A 17,775-nucleotide genomic window follows, 5' to 3' on the forward strand; every position below is an offset into this window, starting at 1 on the left:
TCTGAAGATGGCTGAACCACGTTTCGTACACCTGCGGGTGCATAGCGACTACTCCATGATCGATGGGCTGGCAAAGACCGGGCCGCTGGTAAAAAAGGCGGCCGCGCTTGGCATGCCTGCGCTGGCGATCACCGATTTTACCAACCTGTGTGGCCTGGTGAAGTTCTACGGAACGGCGCATGGCGTGGGAATGAAACCTATTGTCGGCGCGGATTTTCATGTGCAAAGCGAACTGCTTGGCGATGAGATGACGCAAATCTCCGTGCTGGCGATGAACAACACGGGTTATCAGAACCTTACCCTGCTTATCTCAAAAGCCTATCAGCGCGGCTATGGCGCGCAGGGGCCGTGGATCGACAGAGACTGGCTGGCCGAGCTGAATGAAGGCCTGCTGCTGATCTCCGGCGGCCGCGTGGGTGACGTCGGCAAATGCCTGCTGCGCGGCAACAGCGCACTGGTGGACCAGTGCGTGTCGTTCTACGAAGAACATTTCCCGGATCGCTATTACCTTGAGCTGATCCGCACCGGTCGCGCGGACGAAGAGAGCTATCTGCATGCCGCCGTGGCCCTGGCGGAACAGCGCGGGCTGCCCGTTGTGGCAACCAACGATGTGCGTTTCCTGGAATCAGGCGATTTTGACGCGCACGAGATCCGCGTCGCTATTCATGACGGCTTCACGCTCGACGATCCGAAACGTCCGCGTAATTATTCCCCGCAGCAGTACATGCGCACGGAAGAGGAGATGTGTGAACTCTTCTCTGATATCCCGGAAGCGCTGGAAAACAGCGTAGAGATTGCCAAACGCTGTAACGTGACCGTGCGTCTCGGCGAGTACTTCCTGCCGCAGTTCCCGACGGGCGACATGACCACGGAAGATTTCCTGGTTGTGAAATCGAAAGAAGGGCTGGAAGAACGCCTGGAATTTCTCTTCCCGGATGAAGCGGAACGTAAAGAGAAGCGCCCACCCTACGACGAACGTCTGGATATTGAGCTGCAGGTTATCAACCAGATGGGGTTCCCCGGCTACTTCCTGATCGTGATGGAGTTTATCCAGTGGTCGAAGGATAACGGCGTGCCGGTAGGCCCGGGCCGTGGTTCCGGTGCTGGTTCGCTGGTGGCGTACGCGCTCAAAATCACTGACCTCGATCCGCTGGAGTTTGACCTGCTGTTCGAACGTTTCCTTAACCCTGAACGTGTCTCCATGCCCGACTTCGACGTCGACTTCTGCATGGAGAAACGTGACCAGGTGATTGAGCACGTTGCAGACATGTATGGCCGCGATGCGGTATCGCAGATTATTACCTTCGGTACGATGGCGGCGAAAGCGGTTATCCGCGACGTTGGCCGCGTGCTGGGGCATCCGTACGGCTTCGTCGATCGCATCTCCAAGCTGGTGCCGCCCGATCCCGGTATGACGCTGGCAAAAGCCTTTGAAGCCGAGCCGCAGCTGCCGGAAATCTACGAAGCAGATGAAGAAGTTAAAGCGCTGATCGACATGGCGCGTAAGCTCGAAGGCGTCACGCGTAACGCCGGTAAACATGCGGGCGGGGTGGTGATTGCCCCGACGAAAATTACCGATTTTGCGCCGCTCTATTGCGATGAGGCGGGCCATCACCCGGTCACACAGTTCGATAAAAACGACGTGGAATACGCCGGGCTGGTGAAGTTCGACTTCCTTGGCCTGCGCACCCTGACGATCATCGACTGGGCGCTGAAGATGATTAACCCGCGCCGCGAGAAGCAGGGGCTGGAGCCGATAGACATCGCCGCCATCCCGCTGGATGATAAAAAAAGTTTCGACATGCTGCAGCGCTCGGAGACCACCGCCGTCTTCCAGCTTGAATCCCGCGGCATGAAAGACCTGATTAAGCGCCTGCAGCCCGACTGCTTCGAAGATATGATCGCGCTGGTGGCGTTGTTCCGTCCGGGGCCGCTGCAGTCAGGGATGGTGGATAACTTTATCGACCGTAAGCACGGGCGCGAAGAGATTTCCTACCCTGACGTGCAGTGGCAGCATGAAAGCCTGAAACCGGTACTGGAGCCTACCTACGGCATCATCCTGTACCAGGAACAGGTCATGCAGATTGCCCAGGTCCTGTCGGGTTACACCCTTGGCGGCGCGGACATGCTGCGTCGTGCAATGGGTAAGAAAAAGCCTGAAGAGATGGCTAAGCAGCGTTCTATCTTTGAGGACGGGGCGAAAAAGAACGGCGTTGACGGCGAACTGGCGATGAAAATCTTCGACCTGGTGGAGAAATTCGCCGGGTACGGGTTCAACAAATCCCACTCCGCTGCCTATGCACTGGTCTCCTATCAGACGCTGTGGCTGAAGGCCCACTATCCGGCTGAGTTTATGGCGGCGGTGATGACGGCCGATATGGACAACACCGAGAAGGTGGTTGGCCTGGTCGACGAGTGCTGGCGCATGGGGCTTAAGATCCTGCCGCCGGATATCAACTCCGGGCTTTACCATTTCCACGTGAACGAGCACGGGGAGATTGTCTACGGGATCGGCGCGATCAAAGGTGTCGGTGAAGGTCCAATCGAGGCGATCATCGAGGCGCGTAACAATGGCGGTTATTTCCGCGAGCTGTTCGACCTCTGCGCCCGGACTGACACTAAAAAGCTTAACCGCCGCGTGCTCGAAAAATTGATAATGTCCGGGGCATTCGACAGGCTGGGGCCGCACCGCGCCGCGTTGATGAACTCGCTGGGCGATGCGTTGAAAGCGGCCGATCAGCACGCGAAGGCAGAAGCGATAGGCCAGGCAGATATGTTTGGCGTTCTGGCAGAAGAGCCAGAGCAGATTGAGCAGTCGTATTCCAACTGCCAGCCCTGGCCAGAACAGGTGGTGCTGGATGGCGAGCGTGAAACGTTAGGCTTGTACCTGACGGGGCACCCGATCAACCAGTACATTAAAGAAATTGAGCGCTATGTCGGAGGCAACAGGCTAAAAGACATGCATCCGACAGATCGTGGTAAAATCACCACGGCTGCGGGGCTCGTGATTGCTGCAAGGGTAATGGTCACCAAGCGCGGCAATCGTATTGGCATCTGTACATTGGATGACCGTTCCGGGCGTCTGGAGGTGATGTTGTTCACCGACGCGCTGGATAAATACCAGCAATTGCTGGAAAAAGACCGCATACTTATCGTCAGCGGACAGGTCAGCTTTGATGACTTCAGTGGGGGGCTTAAAATGACCGCCCGCGAAGTGATGGATATTGACGAAGCCCGTGAAAAATATGCTCGCGGGCTTGCTATCTCGCTGACGGACAGGCAAATTGATGACCAGCTTTTAAACCGACTCCGTCAGTCTCTGGAACCCCACCGCTCGGGGACAATTCCAGTACATCTCTACTATCAGAGGGCGGATGCACGCGCGCGGTTGCGCTTTGGTGCAGCGTGGCGTGTCTCTCCGAGCGATCGTTTACTGAACGATCTCCGTGGCCTCATTGGTTCGGAGCAGGTGGAACTGGAGTTTGACTAATACAGGAATACTATGAGTCTGAATTTCCTTGATTTCGAACAGCCGATTGCAGAGCTGGAAGCGAAAATCGATTCTCTGACAGCCGTAAGCCGTCAGGATGAAAAACTGGATATAAACATCGACGAGGAAGTGCATCGTCTGCGCGAAAAAAGCGTAGAGCTGACGCGCAAAATCTTCGCCGATCTTGGCGCATGGCAGATTGCCCAGCTGGCGCGTCATCCTCAGCGCCCGTACACCCTGGATTATGTCCGCCTGGCGTTTGATGAATTTGACGAACTGGCAGGCGATCGCGCTTACGCAGACGATAAAGCTATCGTCGGCGGGATTGCGCGTCTCGACGGGCGTCCGGTGATGATCATTGGTCATCAAAAAGGTCGCGAAACCAAAGAGAAAATCCGTCGTAACTTTGGTATGCCTGCTCCAGAAGGCTACCGTAAGGCCCTGCGTCTGATGGAGATGGCTGAGCGTTTTAATATGCCTATCATCACCTTCATCGACACCCCGGGGGCATACCCGGGTGTTGGCGCGGAAGAGCGCGGTCAGTCTGAAGCCATCGCACGCAACCTGCGTGAGATGTCTCGCCTGCGTGTACCGGTCATCTGCACCGTTATCGGTGAAGGGGGTTCTGGTGGTGCGCTGGCGATTGGCGTGGGCGATAAAGTGAATATGCTGCAGTACAGCACCTATTCCGTTATCTCCCCGGAAGGCTGTGCGTCCATTCTGTGGAAAAGCGCTGATAAAGCGCCGCTGGCAGCAGAAGCGATGGGCATCATTGCCCCGCGTCTGAAAGAGCTGAAGCTTATCGACTCCGTGATCCCAGAGCCGCTGGGCGGTGCGCACCGTAAGCCTGAAGCGATGGCCGCGTCCCTGAAAGCACAGCTGCTGGCCGATCTGGCCGATCTGGACGTGCTGAGCAAAGAAGAGTTGCTCGACCGTCGTTACCAGCGTCTGATGACCTACGGTTACGCGTAAGCGCGACATTTATCTGAAAAGCCGCACAGTGTTGCGGCTTTTTTTATACCTGCGGTTTAGCCGGGCTATGCTTACCTAATGTTTTTCAAGGAGGTAGCCCGTGAATATCATTGCCATTATGGGGCCGCACGGCGTCTTTTATAAAGACGAGCCCATCAAGGAGCTGGAGCAAGCCCTGCAGTCCCGCGGATACCAGCTTATCTGGCCGCATAACAGTGCGGATTTGCTGAAGTTCATTGAACATAACCCGCGCATCTGCGGCGTCATTTTTGACTGGGACGAATACGACCTGGAGCTGTGCAGCGACATCAACAGGTTGAACGAGTATCTTCCGCTGTACGCCTTTATCAATACGCATTCGACAATGGACGTCAGCGCCCACGATATGCGCATGGCGCTGTGGTTCTTTGAATACTCGCTTGGCGTGGCGGAAGACATTGCCACCCGCATTCAGCAGTACACGGGAGAGTATCTCGATAACATCACCCCGCCGTTTACCCGCGCGCTTTTTACCTACGTGAAAGAAGGCAAATATACCTTCTGTACGCCGGGGCATATGGCGGGCACGGCGTATCAGAAAAGCCCGGTCGGCTGCCTGTTCTATGATTTCTTCGGCGGCAACACGCTTAAAGCGGATGTATCGATTTCGGTCACCGAGCTGGGCTCTTTGCTCGACCACACCGGCCCGCATCTGGAAGCCGAAGAGTATATCGCCCGCACGTTTGGTGCCGAGCAGAGCTATATGGTGACCAACGGTACCTCGACATCAAATAAAATCGTCGGGATGTACGCGGCCCCAGCCGGAAGCACGCTGCTCATCGACCGTAACTGCCATAAATCTCTGGCGCATTTGCTGATGATGAGCGATGTGGTGCCGATCTGGCTGTCGCCGACGCGCAACGCGCTCGGCATTCTGGGTGGTATTCCGCGCCGTGAGTTTACGCATGCGGCGATTGAAACCAAAGTGGCGTCCGTCCCGCAGGCAAGCTGGCCGATCCACGCGGTGATCACCAACTCCACCTATGACGGTCTGCTCTACAACACCAACTGGATCAAGCAGACCCTGGACGTGCCGTCGATCCACTTTGACTCCGCGTGGGTGCCGTACACCAATTTCCACCCGATTTACGAAGGGAAAAGCGGGATGAGCGGCGAGCGGGTGCCGGGCAAAGTGTTTTTCGAAACGCAGTCGACGCACAAGATGCTGGCGGCGTTTTCTCAGGCCTCGCTGATCCACATTAAAGGCGAATACGACGAGGACACCTTCAACGAAGCCTTTATGATGCACACCACCACCTCGCCAAGTTATCCGCTGGTGGCCTCGATTGAAACGGCGGCGGCGATGCTGCGGGGTAATCCCGGCAAGCGTCTCATCAATCGTTCAGTGGAACGGGCGCTGCATTTCCGCAAAGAAGTTCAGCGGCTAAAAGATGAAGCGGACGGCTGGTTCTTCGACATCTGGCAGCCTGAACAGATTGATGAGGCAGAATGCTGGCAGGTCGCGCCCGGCGAAAGCTGGCACGGCTTTCGGGATGCCGACCCGGACCATATGTTCCTCGATCCGGTGAAAGTGACGATCCTGACACCGGGTATGGACGAGAAGGGGGTGATGAGCGATGAAGGGATCCCCGCCGCGCTGGTGGCGAAGTTCCTCGATGAGCGTGGCGTCGTGGTGGAGAAAACCGGGCCGTACAACCTGCTGTTCCTGTTCAGCATCGGGATCGATAAAACCCGCGCAATGGGGCTGCTGCGTGGTCTGATGGAGTTTAAACGCGCCTACGATCTGAACCTGCGGGTGAAGAATATGCTGCCGGATCTTTATGCGGAAGATCCTGATTTCTATCGCAACATGCGCATTCAGGATTTGGCGCAGGGGATCCACAAATTGATCCGCCAGCACGATCTGCCGCGTCTGATGCTGCAGGCGTTCGACGTTCTGCCTGAAATGAAGCTGACGCCGCACAAGGCCTGGCAGCATCAGGTGAAAGGCGAGGTAGAGACCGTCGAGCTGGAAAACCTGGTCGGGCGCGTGTCGGCCAATATGATCCTGCCGTATCCGCCGGGCGTGCCGCTGCTGATGCCGGGTGAGATGATTGTCGAAGAGAGCCGGGCGGTTCTCGATTTCCTGCTGATGCTGTGTTCGGTTGGGCGACACTACCCTGGTTTTGAGACCGACATTCACGGTGCCAAACGGGATGAAAACGGCGTGTACTGGGTACGGGTCCTAAAATGAAGCTGGCCGCTTGCCAGGCGCAGGTTCCCGGTTGTAACGTTCAGGCATCATGAAAAGGAGAAGCTATGCTGGGTTTAAAACAGGTTCACCATATTGCGATCATTGCCACCGATTACGCGCAAAGTAAGGCTTTCTATTGTGACATTCTCGGCTTTGAGCTGTTAAGCGAGGCGTACCGTGAAGAGCGTGATTCCTGGAAAGGCGATTTGGCGTTAAACGGCCAGTATGTCATTGAGCTGTTCTCCTTTCCTTTCCCGCCTGCGCGTCCTTCTCGTCCGGAAGCCTGTGGCCTGCGCCATCTTGCTTTCAGCGTAGAGGACATTGATAGCGCGGTGATGCATCTGGAGGCGCACGGTGTGGCATGCGAAGCCATACGTGTCGATCCGTTTACCGGTAAACGTTTCACCTTTTTCAACGACCCGGACGGTCTGCCGCTGGAGCTTTACCAGCAGTAAACGCCGGTATGTGTGATAATGCCCGACCAGTTCGGGCATTTTTTTACGTGTAATTGCTTATGATCTCATCTGATATTGCGCAAGCCGTTTCGCCGTACCGCCAGCTGCTGGTGGGGTTTAGCGGTGGGCTGGATTCCACGGTGTTACTTCATCGCCTGATGCACTGGCGCGATCGAGAGCCCGACGTTCAGATTCGGGCTATTCATGTTCATCATGGGTTGAGTCCTTATGCAGATGAGTGGGTTGCGCACTGCGACGCCCTGTGCGCGGCGTGGGGGATCCCGCTGCACGTGGAGCGTGTCGTACTCGAAAATGAAGGGCTGGGCATTGAGGCGCAGGCGCGTAAAGCCCGCTATGCCGCGTTTGCCCGCGCGTTAAAGCCCGGCGAGGCGCTGGTGACGGCGCAACACCTTGATGATCAGTGTGAGACATTCCTGCTGGCGCTCAAGCGGGGGAGTGGCCCGGCAGGGCTATCCGCCATGCCTGAGCGTACCGCGTTTGACGGCACAGAATTACTTCGCCCTCTGCTGGGCGAAACGCGCGCGTCTCTTGAAACCTGGGCGCAGCAGCATCAGCTGAGCTGGATTGAAGATGAGAGCAATCAGGACGACAGCTACGATCGCAATTTCCTGCGTCTGCACGTCTTGCCGCTGTTGACGCAGCGATGGGGGCACTTTGCTGAAGCAACCGCCCGCAGCGCAGCACTCTGCGCTGAGCAGGAAACGCTGCTGGATGAGTTGCTGAGCGACGCGCTATCCGACCTGACATCCGGTGACGGGGCGCTGGCGATTACGCCGCTTGAGTCGATGACCCCAGTGCGGCGCGCGGCGCTTCTGCGCCGCTGGCTGGCCATGCACAATGCGGCTATGCCGTCGCGCGCCATGCTACACCGTATTTGGGAGGAGGTTGCTCAGGCGCGGGAAGATGCCGCCCCGTGTGTGTATCTCAATGGCTTTGAGGTCAGGCGCTACAAAGGCCGGCTGTGGTGGGTAAAATCCACCCCTTCGCTTACCGATGTGGTGCTGGCCTGGCCGTCACCCCATGACGCGCTGGAACTGCCTTATCAGAGGGGAACCGTTTCGTTGACCGCGTCGGGCCACGTGCGGCTACCCAATGCCGATGAACCTGTTACCGTGCGCTTTAAGGCCAGCGGTGTGCTGCACATTGTCGGGCGCAACGGCGGGCGTAAGCTGAAGAAAATCTGGCAGGAGAACAACGTGCCGCCCTGGCTGCGCGATACCACACCGCTACTGTTTTACGGCGAGACGTTGATTGCGGCGGCGGGCGTATTCGTGACGAAAGACGGGTGGGCAGAAGAGGGGGGTGGTTTTCAGTGGACGGTGTAACGGGCAGCGGGGCTGCCCGTTAATGTTCATCAGGATTCGCTCACCACAACGGTGCCTATTTCCGGGTGACTGAAGCTGGCGATTTTATCCAGGCGAAGCTCGCGCGTCGCGCCGGCATCTTCCACTACCAGGTATTCCACGTTCTTACGTGAAACCAGGTCGCTGGCTTTCGCCTTCAGCACTTCGCCATCTTTGAGTTCCAGCGTCAGTATTAAATGATGCTGGCAGGCGAGTTCGAGGTTGTCATAGTCATCACAATTGATGGGTTGATAAGTTTCATTCATCGACATAATCGCTCACCAGTAGATTCGCTGCAGCATACGCTGCTTTTTCCCTGACCGATTCTGAAAGACTCTCATCAGAGGCCACTTCATTTAGCACTTTGAGTACACAACCCAACGCATCCGGGATATAGCCCAGATCGCCGCTGGCAATTTCCGCATACCGTTTGCGAATTAGCTCACAATAATTGTTCACATCCCCTCCTGCCAGCGCACTGGCTTACTGTGAGATAACATTAAGCCTACGAAGATAAACTCGGTTTAGCAAGGTGACTATACCATACTCATTTAAGCAATATCAGAGCCTTGATAGCGGCCTGTTCATCACCTCGTAACAGCCTTTTGCCGCTATTTTCGCTACACTGTGCGCCTTATACGAAAGGAGTTCTCTCATGGCGCTGAAAGCGACAATTTATAAAGCTGTGGTTAACGTGGCGGATCTCGACCGCAACCAGTTTCTGGATGCGTCACTGACGCTGGCGCGTCATCCGTCTGAAACCCAGGAGCGCATGATGCTTCGCCTGCTGGCGTGGGTGAAGTATGCTGATGACCGTTTGCAATTTACCCGTGGCCTAAGCGCGGAAGATGAACCAGAAGCCTGGCTGCGCAACGATCATCTGGGCATTGATTTGTGGATCGAACTCGGTCTGCCGGATGAACGTCGGATAAAAAAAGCGTGTACGCAGTCAGCGGAAGTGGCGTTATTTGCGTATAATCAACGTGCTGCGGAGATTTGGTGGCAGCAGAACAAGAAAAAATGTGCGCAGTTTGCCAATCTCACCGTCTGGTATCTGGATGACGAGCAGCTGGCGCAGCTGAGCGCGTTCGCCAGCAGGACCATGGTGTTGCAGGCAACTATTCAGGATGGTGCGATCTGGCTCTCTGATTCTCAGAATAATCTGGAAATCCATTTAACCGCGTGGCAACCAGCGTCATGATTGATTTGTCCCGAAACGTCAGCATTCCTGATAACGAGCTGGAGATCACGGCGATCCGCGCGCAGGGCGCGGGCGGACAGCATGTTAACAAGGCTTCAACCGCTATCCATTTGCGCTTTGACATTCGGGCCTCCAGCCTGCCAGAGTATTACAAAGAACGTTTGCTTGCCGCCAGCCATCATCTGATTACCAGCGATGGCGTGATAATTATCAAAGCGCAGGAATATCGCAGTCAGGAACTGAACCGCGAAGCGGCGCTTTCCCGGCTGGTGGCCGTCATAAAAGAGTTAACCGCAGAGCAAAAAAGCCGTCGGGCTACGCGACCAACCCGCGCGTCGAAAGAGCGCCGGTTATCAACGAAGTCGCAAAAATCCTCGGTAAAAGCACTACGCGGAAAAGTTCGTCGCCCTGTGGAGTGACGAAAAGGAACACACTTTTCATAAGGGATCCATCGTGAAAAAAGCACTATTTTCAGCATTAGCCGTCAGCACGCTGTTCGCACTCTTCGGGTGTAACAACCGTTCGGAAACGCAGGCCTTGCAGGCCGCGCCTACTGAAGCGTTAAAACCGATGCAGCAGAGCTGGCGCGGCGTACTGCCGTGTGCGGATTGCGAAGGAATCGAAACCACGCTCTTCCTGGAAAAAGATGGCACCTGGGTCATGAACCAGCGCTATCAGGGCGCAAAGGAGCCATCTTCTTTTGCGAGCTACGGAAAATGGGCACGTACCGCCGAGAAGCTGGTGCTGACCGATACCACGGGTGATAAAACCTATTTCCGCGCTAAAGGTGAGGGGATGGAGATGCTCGATCGCGAGGGCAACCCGATTGAGTCGCAATTTAATTACACGCTCGCGCCGGTGAAAGCGGCGCTGCCTGCTACGCCAATGGCGATGCGGGGAATGTACTTCTATATGGCGGATGCGGCGATCTTCACCGACTGCGCCACCGTTAAGAAAGTCAGCGTGGCAAACAATGCTCAGCTGGAGCGGGATTATGCCGTCGCGCGCGGGAATGACAGTAAGCCGGTTTTACTGACGGTTGACGGTCACTTTACGGTGGAGCCTAACCCGGATAGCGGTGAGATGGTGAAAACGCTGGTGGTTGATAAAGACGCGAGCTTTGCTGCGGGTAAAGACTGTAGCAGTAAATAGCGTCTTCGTGAGCCAATAAAAAACCCCGCCTGAGCGGGGTTTTTGTTTTTTAGCCTTTGATGGCTTTCATCAGGTAATCAAGGATGTCGCCGGTCTTGATCATCTGTTTTTCGCCGCTACGACGGTATTTGTATTCGATTTCGTCGCTGTCGAGGTTACGATCGCCAATAACGATGGTGTGCGGAATGCCGATCAGTTCCATATCGGCGAACATCACGCCCGGACGCTCTTTACGGTCGTCCATCAGCACGTCAACGCCCTGCGCGCGCAGCTCAGCGTACAGCTTCTCGGCCAGCTCCTGAACGCGGTAAGACTTGTGCATGTTCATTGGCAGGATGGCTACCTGGAACGGCGCAATGTTGTCCGGCCAGACGATACCGCGCTCGTCGAAGTTCTGCTCGATAGCGGCGGCAACCACGCGCGTGACCCCGATACCGTAGCAACCCATGGTCAGCACCTGGTTACGACCGTCTTCGCCCTGAACAGCCGCATTCATGGCGCGGGAGTACTTATCGCCCAGCTGGAAGATATGGCCCACTTCGATACCGCGTTTAATCATCAGCGTACCCTGGCCGTCCGGGCTTGGATCGCCCGCCACCACGTTACGGATGTCCGCAACTTCTGGTGTTGCGACGTCGCGATCCCAGTTAATGCCAAAGTAGTGCTTGCCGTCGATGTTGGCACCTGCAGAGAAGTCGCTCATTGCAGCAACCGTACGGTCAACAACCACGGGAACGGGCATATTTACTGGACCCAGCGAGCCAGGACCGGCGTTCACGACGGCACGGATTTCCGCTTCCGTAGCAAACGTCAGCGGGCTGGCAACCTGTGGCAGTTTTTCTGCTTTCACTTCGTTCAGCTCGTGATCGCCGCGCACCAGAAGGGCAACCAGCGGGTATGCGCTGCCTTCGGCCGATTTAACCAGCAGCGTTTTAACCGTTTTCTCAATCGGCAGATTGAACTGCTCAACCAGCTCGGCGATGGTTTTGGCGTTCGGCGTATCAACCAGCGTCATCTCTTCGGTTGCGGCGGCGCGTGGCGCTTTTGGTGCCAGAGCTTCTGCAAACTCGATGTTAGCGGCGTAATCAGAGGAGTCAGAGAAGATCACATCGTCTTCGCCGCTCTGCGCCAGAACCTGGAACTCGTGGGATGCGCTACCGCCGATTGAACCGGTATCAGCCTGTACAGCACGGAAATCCAGACCCATACGGGAGAAGATTTTGCTGTAAGCCTCATACATTTTGTCGTAGGTCTCCTGCAGAGATCCCTGAGAGGTGTGGAAAGAGTAAGCATCTTTCATCAGGAATTCGCGGGAGCGCATAACGCCAAAACGTGGACGCACTTCGTCACGGAACTTGGTCTGGATCTGGAAGAAGTTCAACGGCAGCTGCTTGTAAGAGCTCAGCTCGTTGCGGATCAGATCGGTAATGACCTCTTCATGCGTTGGACCGAGAACAAACGGACGATCGCCGCGATCGGCAATACGCAGCAGTTCGGGACCGTACTGCTCCCAGCGACCACTCTCCTGCCACAGTTCAGAGGGCTGAACCACGGGCATTAACACCTCGATTGCACCGGCGTTGTTCATCTCTTCACGCACGATGTTTTCGACTTTTTTCAGGACGCGCACGCCGGTCGGCAACCAGGTGTACAACCCGGAGGCCAGCTTGCGGATCATCCCGGCGCGCAGCATCAGCTGGTGGCTGATCACCTCGGCGTCGGCAGGTGTCTCCTTCAGAGTGGAGAGCAGATATTGGCTAGTACGCATGTTGTTACGGTTCCATTTCGACTATTGGAACAGGCTGAAACGCCAGCCTGACACAAAAAAAGTGGTTTAGTTTACCAGTGTGGCAAAGATGCCAAAAGAGAGGAGATTAAAATTACCTGGGTTCCAGGGCAAACACTTCAAAACCGGCCTCGGTGACGCGCCAGCGAACGTTAAAATCCAGCAGCCAGACGGCGTACGTTTTCCCTGACTCCTCTTCTTTGCGGTAGGCGGGACGGGGGTCCTGAGCCAGCACTTCCGTGATAAAGTCCCGCAGACGAGGATAGCGTTTTTCAAGCTGATTGAGCGTGTCCGTCAACGCCGGTGTGAAAGAGACGGGCATGTCCGCATGAGGCGCGTCCTGTGCATAGCTCGCACGGGCCTCCGGCAGGGCCTCAGCAAAAGGCAGATACGGCTTGATGTCGATAACCGGTGTGCCATCCACCAGGTCGAGACTGCCTAACGCCAGTATCACCCGATCCTTTTCACAGCGTATGCCTTTCAGTTCGACCAGCGACATGCCAACCGGGTTTGGACGGAAGGTTGAGCGGGTCGCGAACACGCCCATTCTCGCATTTCCGCCCAGACGAGGAGGGCGAACGGTAGGACGCCAGCCGCCATCCATTGTCTGGTGAAAGACAAAGACAACCCACAGGTGGCTGAACGCCTCAAGTCCGCGTACCGCATCGGCCTGATTATAAGGCGCGATTAAGTGAAGCTCGCCGCTGCCGCTGGTCACCAGACCAGGCTGGCGCGGGACGGCGAACTTCTCTTTATAGGGGGAGCGGATAACGCCTATCTGCTCGAACTGAAACGAACTCATTTCGCCGTAATGTTCAGCGCAGAACCGATGCAAACCGCCTGACGGTAGCAGCCTGGCGTACCGCTGGTCACTTCACAGCTGTGCAGCAGCACCGCGTTGGCTTTCATTTTTGACGCGTTAATCTGCATACGTTTACGAGCTGTCGGGATATTCGGTGGAGAGTCCTGGTTCGTTGCCTGGCAGGATTCGCCGCTGACTTCACCCAGCTCACGGAATGGTTTTCCGACGAGATCGTCTGCTTTGGTAATAATGCGAACCGGGGCAGGTCGAGGGGCTTTTGGTTTCGCTGGCTCCGCTTTTGGCGGGGTTGCAGTGCTTTGAACAGGTTCAACAGGAGATCTGCTTAGCATAGAACAGCCGCTCAGCATGAGTGCTAAAAGACAGATCGGTAAAGCACGCATAATAGTTCCTCAGTGGATAATCAAAACGTCAGATATTGAATCAGTTGCCCGCACAAATGACAAGACGGGCATAAGCCCGTCTTGATGATATTACACTGAAGTCAGATTACCAGCCTTTAACAGCGCCGCCGTTAAACACTTTATTCGCTTCCTGGTAAACTTCTTCTGACTGGTATGCCTGCACGAATTTCTTCACGTTTTCCGCGTCTTTGTTATCTTCACGGGTAACGATCAGGTTAACGTACGGGGAGTCTTTGTCTTCAACAAAGATACCGTCTTTCGCTGGCGTCAGGCCAATCTGGCTGGCGTAGGTGGTGTTGATCACGGCCAGCGCAATCTGCGCATCGTCCAGTGAACGCGGCAGCTGAGGGGCTTCCAGCTCAACCAGTTTCAGATTTTTCGGATTCTCGGTCACGTCCAGTACGGTCGGCAGCAGACCTACACCCTCTTTCAGTTTGATCAGACCCACTTTTTGAAGCAGCAGCAGGGAACGGCCAAGGTTGGTTGGATCGTTTGGAATGGCCACCTGAGAGCCTGGCTGCAGTTCGTCCAGCGATTTAATCTTCTTGGAGTAACCGGCAATCGGGTAAACAAAAGTATTGCCCGCTGCAACCAGCTTGTAGCCACGGTCTTTGATCTGCTGATCCAGGTACGGTTTGTGCTGGAAGGCGTTGGCGTCGATATCGCCTTTGCTCAGCGCTTCGTTTGGCAGAACGTAATCGTTGAAGGTCACCAGCTCAACGTCCAGGCCATATTTCTCTTTCGCCACTTTCTGGGCGGCTTCTGCAACCTGCTGCTCAGCACCGACAATAACGCCCACTTTAATGTGGTTTGGATCTTTTTCGTCCTGACCGCAACCCACCAGTGCCAGAGAGCCAATTAGCGCGCCAACCGCTGCAAAGGTCTTTAATTTAAACGCCATGTTTTATCCTTAACTCATCGAGTTTGTGTTGTGTGTAACGTTATTTATGCGTAACAGCCCGGACGATGCGATCGCCAGAGAACTGAATTAAATAAACCAGAACAACCAGCAATACCAGAACGGTATTCATTACGGTAGCGTTATAACCAATATAACCGTACTGGTAGCCAATCTGGCCTAAACCGCCGGCACCGACTGCACCACCCATCGCAGAATAGCCCACCAGGGTAATCAGCGTAATGGTGGCTGCGTTTACCAGGCCCGGCAATGCTTCAGGCAGCAGGACTTTACGTACGATCTGCATTGGCGTGGCACCCATTGCGCGGGACGCTTCAATCAGGCCCGTTGGGATTTCAAGCAGGGCGTTTTCCACCATTCGGGCGATAAACGGTGCCGCACCGACGGTCAATGGCACGATAGCCGCCTGCAGACCGATAGAGGTGCCGACGATCACGCGGGTAAACGGAATCATCCAGACCAGCAGAATGATGAACGGGATAGAACGGAAGATGTTCACTAATGCGGAGAGCGTACGGTAGAGCTTCGCGTTCTCAATGATTTGCCCCGGGCGCGTCACGTACAGCAGCACGCCGACCGGCAGGCCAATCACAAAGCCAAAGAAACCCGATACGAAGGTCATTGCCAGCGTTTCCCAAACGCCGCGAACCAGCAGCCAAATCATCGGCTCAGACATAACCCAGTACCTCTACTTTTACATGATGTTCTTGCAGCCAGGCAATTGCCGCCTGGGTTTCTTCCTGTGTGCCGTGCATTTCCGTCAGCATGATGCCGAACTTCACGCCACCGGCGTAATCCATCTGCGCGCTGATAATGTTGTTATTCACGTTGAAGCGGCGCGCGGTTTCTGACAGCAGCGGCGCATCGACCGACTGGCCGGTAAACTCCATGCGCAGCATCGGGACGCTGTCAGGCGTTGCGTCTGTTTTCAAACGTTCCAGATAATCTTCGGGAATATCCAGATGCAGCGTTGACTGGATAAACTGCTGCGCCAGCGGCGTTTTCGGGTGAGAGAACACTTCGCTCACCGTATCCTGCTCAATCAATTCACCATTGCTGATCACTGCCACACAATCACAGATGCGTTTCACCACATCCATCTCGTGCGTAATAAGAAGGATGGTCAGCCCCAGACGACGGTTGATGTCTTTCAGGAGTTCGAGAATCGAACGGGTCGTGGCCGGGTCTAATGCGCTGGTGGCTTCATCGCACAGCAGCACTTTTGGGTTGCTTGCCAGGGCACGGGCAATGGCGACGCGCTGCTTTTGACCGCCGGACAGGTTAGCCGGATAGCTATCATGTTTATCGCCTAGACCTACGAGGTCGAGCAGCTCGGTCACGCGACGCTTCACTTCTTCTTTAGGCGTATTGTCCAGCTCCAGCGGCAATGCGACGTTGCCAAAAACGGTGCGGGAGGCCAACAGATTAAAGTGCTGGAAGATCATGCCGATCTGGCGGCGTGCTTTAGTGAGTTCTTTCTCTGAGAGCGCGGTAAGTTCCTGACCGCCAACTTCTACATTGCCCTGGGTTGGGCGTTCAAGCAGGTTAACACAACGGATCAGCGTACTTTTACCTGCACCCGATGCGCCAATGACGCCATAAATTTGACCAGCAGGAACATGCAGGCTGACGTTGTTCAGCGCCTGAATGGTCCGGTTCCCCTGCTGGAACACTTTGGTGATATTGGAAAGTTTAATCATTAGATTATTTTTATCGTATGTAAGTTAGCCGTGGCATTTTGTTCTGCCAGATACGGGTGATGACCGTAAACAAAACGGATGTTAAGGCATCCAGACGTCTAAATCAATCCAACTCTGTGCGATGAGCACTTTATTGCGCTGCGATTCATGAGATACTAGCCGAACATGCCTTTTTCAGGAGCAAACCGGTGGCAAAATCAGTACCCGCAATTTTTCTCGATCGTGATGGCACCATTAATGTGGATCACGGTTACGTTCATGAGATTGATGAGTTCGAGTTTATCGAGGGCGTAATAGAGGCCATGCGCCAGCTGAAAGAGATGGGCTATGCGCTGGTGGTTGTCACCAACCAGTCTGGCATTGCGCGTGGAAAATTTACCGAAGCACAGTTCGAGACGTTAACAGAATGGATGGACTGGTCGCTGGCGGACCGGGGCGTTGACCTTGATGGTATCTACTATTGTCCGCATCATCCCCAGGGAACTGTAGAAGAGTATCGTCAGACGTGTGATTGCCGTAAGCCGCACCCGGGGATGTGTATCTCTGCGCAGGAATTTCTGAATATCGATATGGCCGCCTCTTATATGGTGGGCGACAAGCTGGAAGATATGCAGGCGGCAACGGCGGCGGGTGTGGGGACCAAAATATTAGTGCGCACCGGCAAACCTGTTACCCCCGAAGCAGAAAACGCAGCCGACTGGGTAATTAATAGTCTGGCCGAGCTGCCAAAAGAGATAAAAAAGCATCAGAAATAGGCTTTTTGGCGAAAAGGTGAGCGGTTGAAATAAAAATGCATTTTTCCGCTTGTCATTCCACGGCGGCTCCCTATAATGCGCCTCCATCGACACGGCAGATGTGAATCACTTCACACAACAACCGGTCGGTTGAAGAGAAAAAATCCTGAGATTCAGGGTTGACTCTGAAAGAGGAAGGCGTAATATACGCCACCTCGCAACGGTGAGCGAAAGCCGCGTTGCACTGCTCTTTAACAATTTATCAGACAATCTGTGTGGGCACTCAAAGTGACATGGATTCTTAATGTCTCCGGACAATAAATGAATACCAAGTCTCTGAGTGAACATACGTAATTCATTACGAAGTTTAATTCACGAGCATCAAACTTAAATTGAAGAGTTTGATCATGGCTCAGATTGAACGCTGGCGGCAGGCCTAACACATGCAAGTCGAGCGGTAACACAGAGAGCTTGCTCTCGGGTGACGAGCGGCGGACGGGTGAGTAATGTCTGGGAAACTGCCTGATGGAGGGGGATAACTACTG

17 protein-coding genes and 1 rRNA gene are annotated in these 17,775 nt (G+C 55.0%); 10 read left to right on the forward strand and 8 right to left on the reverse strand.

Annotation, left to right across the window (positions count from 1 at the left end; all coding sequences use genetic code 11):
• Positions 1-7: 7 nt before the first annotated feature.
• From dnaE to tilS, 5 genes are all read left to right on the forward strand, one after another.
• The gene (dnaE, locus tag QLG21_RS04070; RefSeq protein WP_137849541.1) at positions 8-3,490 is read left to right on the forward strand and encodes a DNA polymerase III subunit alpha; all 3,483 of its coding nucleotides are present in this window, start codon (positions 8-10) and stop codon (positions 3,488-3,490) included.
• A 12-nt stretch (positions 3,491-3,502) separates the two neighbouring features.
• A complete protein-coding gene (accA, locus tag QLG21_RS04075; protein WP_006173590.1) occupies positions 3,503-4,462 on the forward strand; it encodes an acetyl-CoA carboxylase carboxyl transferase subunit alpha in 960 nt (319 codons plus the stop codon).
• A 100-nt stretch (positions 4,463-4,562) separates the two neighbouring features.
• Complete coding sequence (locus tag QLG21_RS04080; RefSeq protein ID WP_282483928.1) at positions 4,563-6,695, forward strand: lysine decarboxylase LdcC; 2,133 nt, start codon at positions 4,563-4,565, stop codon at positions 6,693-6,695.
• Between the two features lie 65 nt (positions 6,696-6,760).
• The gene (locus tag QLG21_RS04085; protein ID WP_137849539.1) at positions 6,761-7,150 is read left to right on the forward strand and encodes a VOC family protein; all 390 of its coding nucleotides are present in this window, start codon (positions 6,761-6,763) and stop codon (positions 7,148-7,150) included.
• Between the two features lie 59 nt (positions 7,151-7,209).
• The gene (gene tilS, locus QLG21_RS04090) at positions 7,210-8,496 is read left to right on the forward strand and encodes a tRNA lysidine(34) synthetase TilS (RefSeq protein ID WP_137849538.1); all 1,287 of its coding nucleotides are present in this window, start codon (positions 7,210-7,212) and stop codon (positions 8,494-8,496) included.
• Positions 8,497-8,525: 29 nt separating this feature from the next.
• Here the strand turns inward: tilS and rof are convergent, their stop codons facing one another.
• Together rof and QLG21_RS04100 are read right to left on the reverse strand one after the other, a co-directional pair.
• Positions 8,526-8,786, reverse strand: coding sequence for a Rho-binding antiterminator (gene rof / locus QLG21_RS04095; RefSeq protein ID WP_006173581.1), 261 nt, complete (start codon positions 8,784-8,786; stop codon positions 8,526-8,528).
• Positions 8,773-8,973, reverse strand: coding sequence for a YaeP family protein (locus QLG21_RS04100; RefSeq protein ID WP_006173580.1), 201 nt, complete (start codon positions 8,971-8,973; stop codon positions 8,773-8,775). The genes rof and QLG21_RS04100 overlap by 14 nt, the downstream gene beginning before the upstream one ends.
• 196 nt (positions 8,974-9,169) lie before the next feature.
• Here QLG21_RS04100 and QLG21_RS04105 point away from each other — a divergent pair, with 196 nt between their 5' ends.
• Genes QLG21_RS04105 through nlpE form a run of 3 tightly spaced genes read left to right on the forward strand, consistent with a single transcriptional unit; the run spans position 9,170 to position 10,867 of the window.
• Positions 9,170-9,715: a YaeQ family protein gene (locus QLG21_RS04105; protein ID WP_137849537.1), complete on the forward strand. Its 546-nt coding sequence runs from the start codon at positions 9,170-9,172 to the stop codon at positions 9,713-9,715.
• Complete coding sequence (gene arfB, locus QLG21_RS04110; protein WP_006173578.1) at positions 9,712-10,134, forward strand: alternative ribosome rescue aminoacyl-tRNA hydrolase ArfB; 423 nt, start codon at positions 9,712-9,714, stop codon at positions 10,132-10,134. The genes QLG21_RS04105 and arfB overlap by 4 nt, the downstream gene beginning before the upstream one ends.
• A 34-nt stretch (positions 10,135-10,168) precedes the next feature.
• Positions 10,169-10,867, forward strand: a complete 699-nt coding sequence (nlpE, locus tag QLG21_RS04115; protein WP_282483929.1) for an envelope stress response activation lipoprotein NlpE — start codon at positions 10,169-10,171, stop codon at positions 10,865-10,867.
• Positions 10,868-10,916: 49 nt separating this feature from the next.
• On the opposite strand, the gene proS is transcribed toward nlpE, so the two are convergent.
• From proS to metN, 6 genes are all read right to left on the reverse strand, one after another.
• Positions 10,917-12,635: a proline--tRNA ligase gene (gene proS / locus QLG21_RS04120; RefSeq protein WP_137849536.1), complete on the reverse strand. Its 1,719-nt coding sequence runs from the start codon at positions 12,633-12,635 to the stop codon at positions 10,917-10,919.
• Between the two features lie 112 nt (positions 12,636-12,747).
• Entirely contained in the window at positions 12,748-13,455 is a 708-nt protein-coding gene (gene tsaA, locus QLG21_RS04125; protein ID WP_042319201.1) for a tRNA (N6-threonylcarbamoyladenosine(37)-N6)-methyltransferase TrmO, read from the reverse strand.
• Positions 13,452-13,856 (reverse strand): Rcs stress response system protein RcsF, encoded by a 405-nt coding sequence (gene rcsF, locus QLG21_RS04130; protein WP_010426664.1) that lies wholly within the window; start codon positions 13,854-13,856, stop codon positions 13,452-13,454. The genes tsaA and rcsF overlap by 4 nt, the downstream gene beginning before the upstream one ends.
• A 106-nt stretch (positions 13,857-13,962) precedes the next feature.
• Entirely contained in the window at positions 13,963-14,778 is an 816-nt protein-coding gene (metQ, locus tag QLG21_RS04135) for a methionine ABC transporter substrate-binding lipoprotein MetQ (protein WP_042319200.1), read from the reverse strand.
• A gap of 40 nt (positions 14,779-14,818) precedes the next feature.
• Positions 14,819-15,472 carry a methionine ABC transporter permease MetI gene (locus tag QLG21_RS04140; protein WP_008501881.1) on the reverse strand — a complete coding sequence of 218 codons (654 nt, stop codon included), beginning with the start codon at positions 15,470-15,472 and terminating at the stop codon, positions 14,819-14,821.
• Positions 15,465-16,496 carry a methionine ABC transporter ATP-binding protein MetN gene (gene metN / locus QLG21_RS04145; RefSeq protein ID WP_058609776.1) on the reverse strand — a complete coding sequence of 344 codons (1,032 nt, stop codon included), beginning with the start codon at positions 16,494-16,496 and terminating at the stop codon, positions 15,465-15,467. The genes QLG21_RS04140 and metN overlap by 8 nt, the downstream gene beginning before the upstream one ends.
• A gap of 188 nt (positions 16,497-16,684) precedes the next feature.
• On the opposite strand from metN, the gene gmhB reads away from it, so the two are divergent.
• Both gmhB and QLG21_RS04155 read left to right on the forward strand, forming a co-directional pair.
• Positions 16,685-17,251, forward strand: coding sequence for a D-glycero-beta-D-manno-heptose 1,7-bisphosphate 7-phosphatase (gene gmhB / locus QLG21_RS04150; RefSeq protein WP_282483930.1), 567 nt, complete (start codon positions 16,685-16,687; stop codon positions 17,249-17,251).
• 368 nt (positions 17,252-17,619) lie between these two features.
• A 16S ribosomal RNA gene (locus QLG21_RS04155) occupies positions 17,620-17,775 on the forward strand; the annotation flags it as partial.

Origin of the sequence: Enterobacter sp. V87_3, from assembly GCF_029967835.1 — a bacterium.
GTDB lineage: Bacteria > Pseudomonadota > Gammaproteobacteria > Enterobacterales > Enterobacteriaceae > Enterobacter > Enterobacter cancerogenus.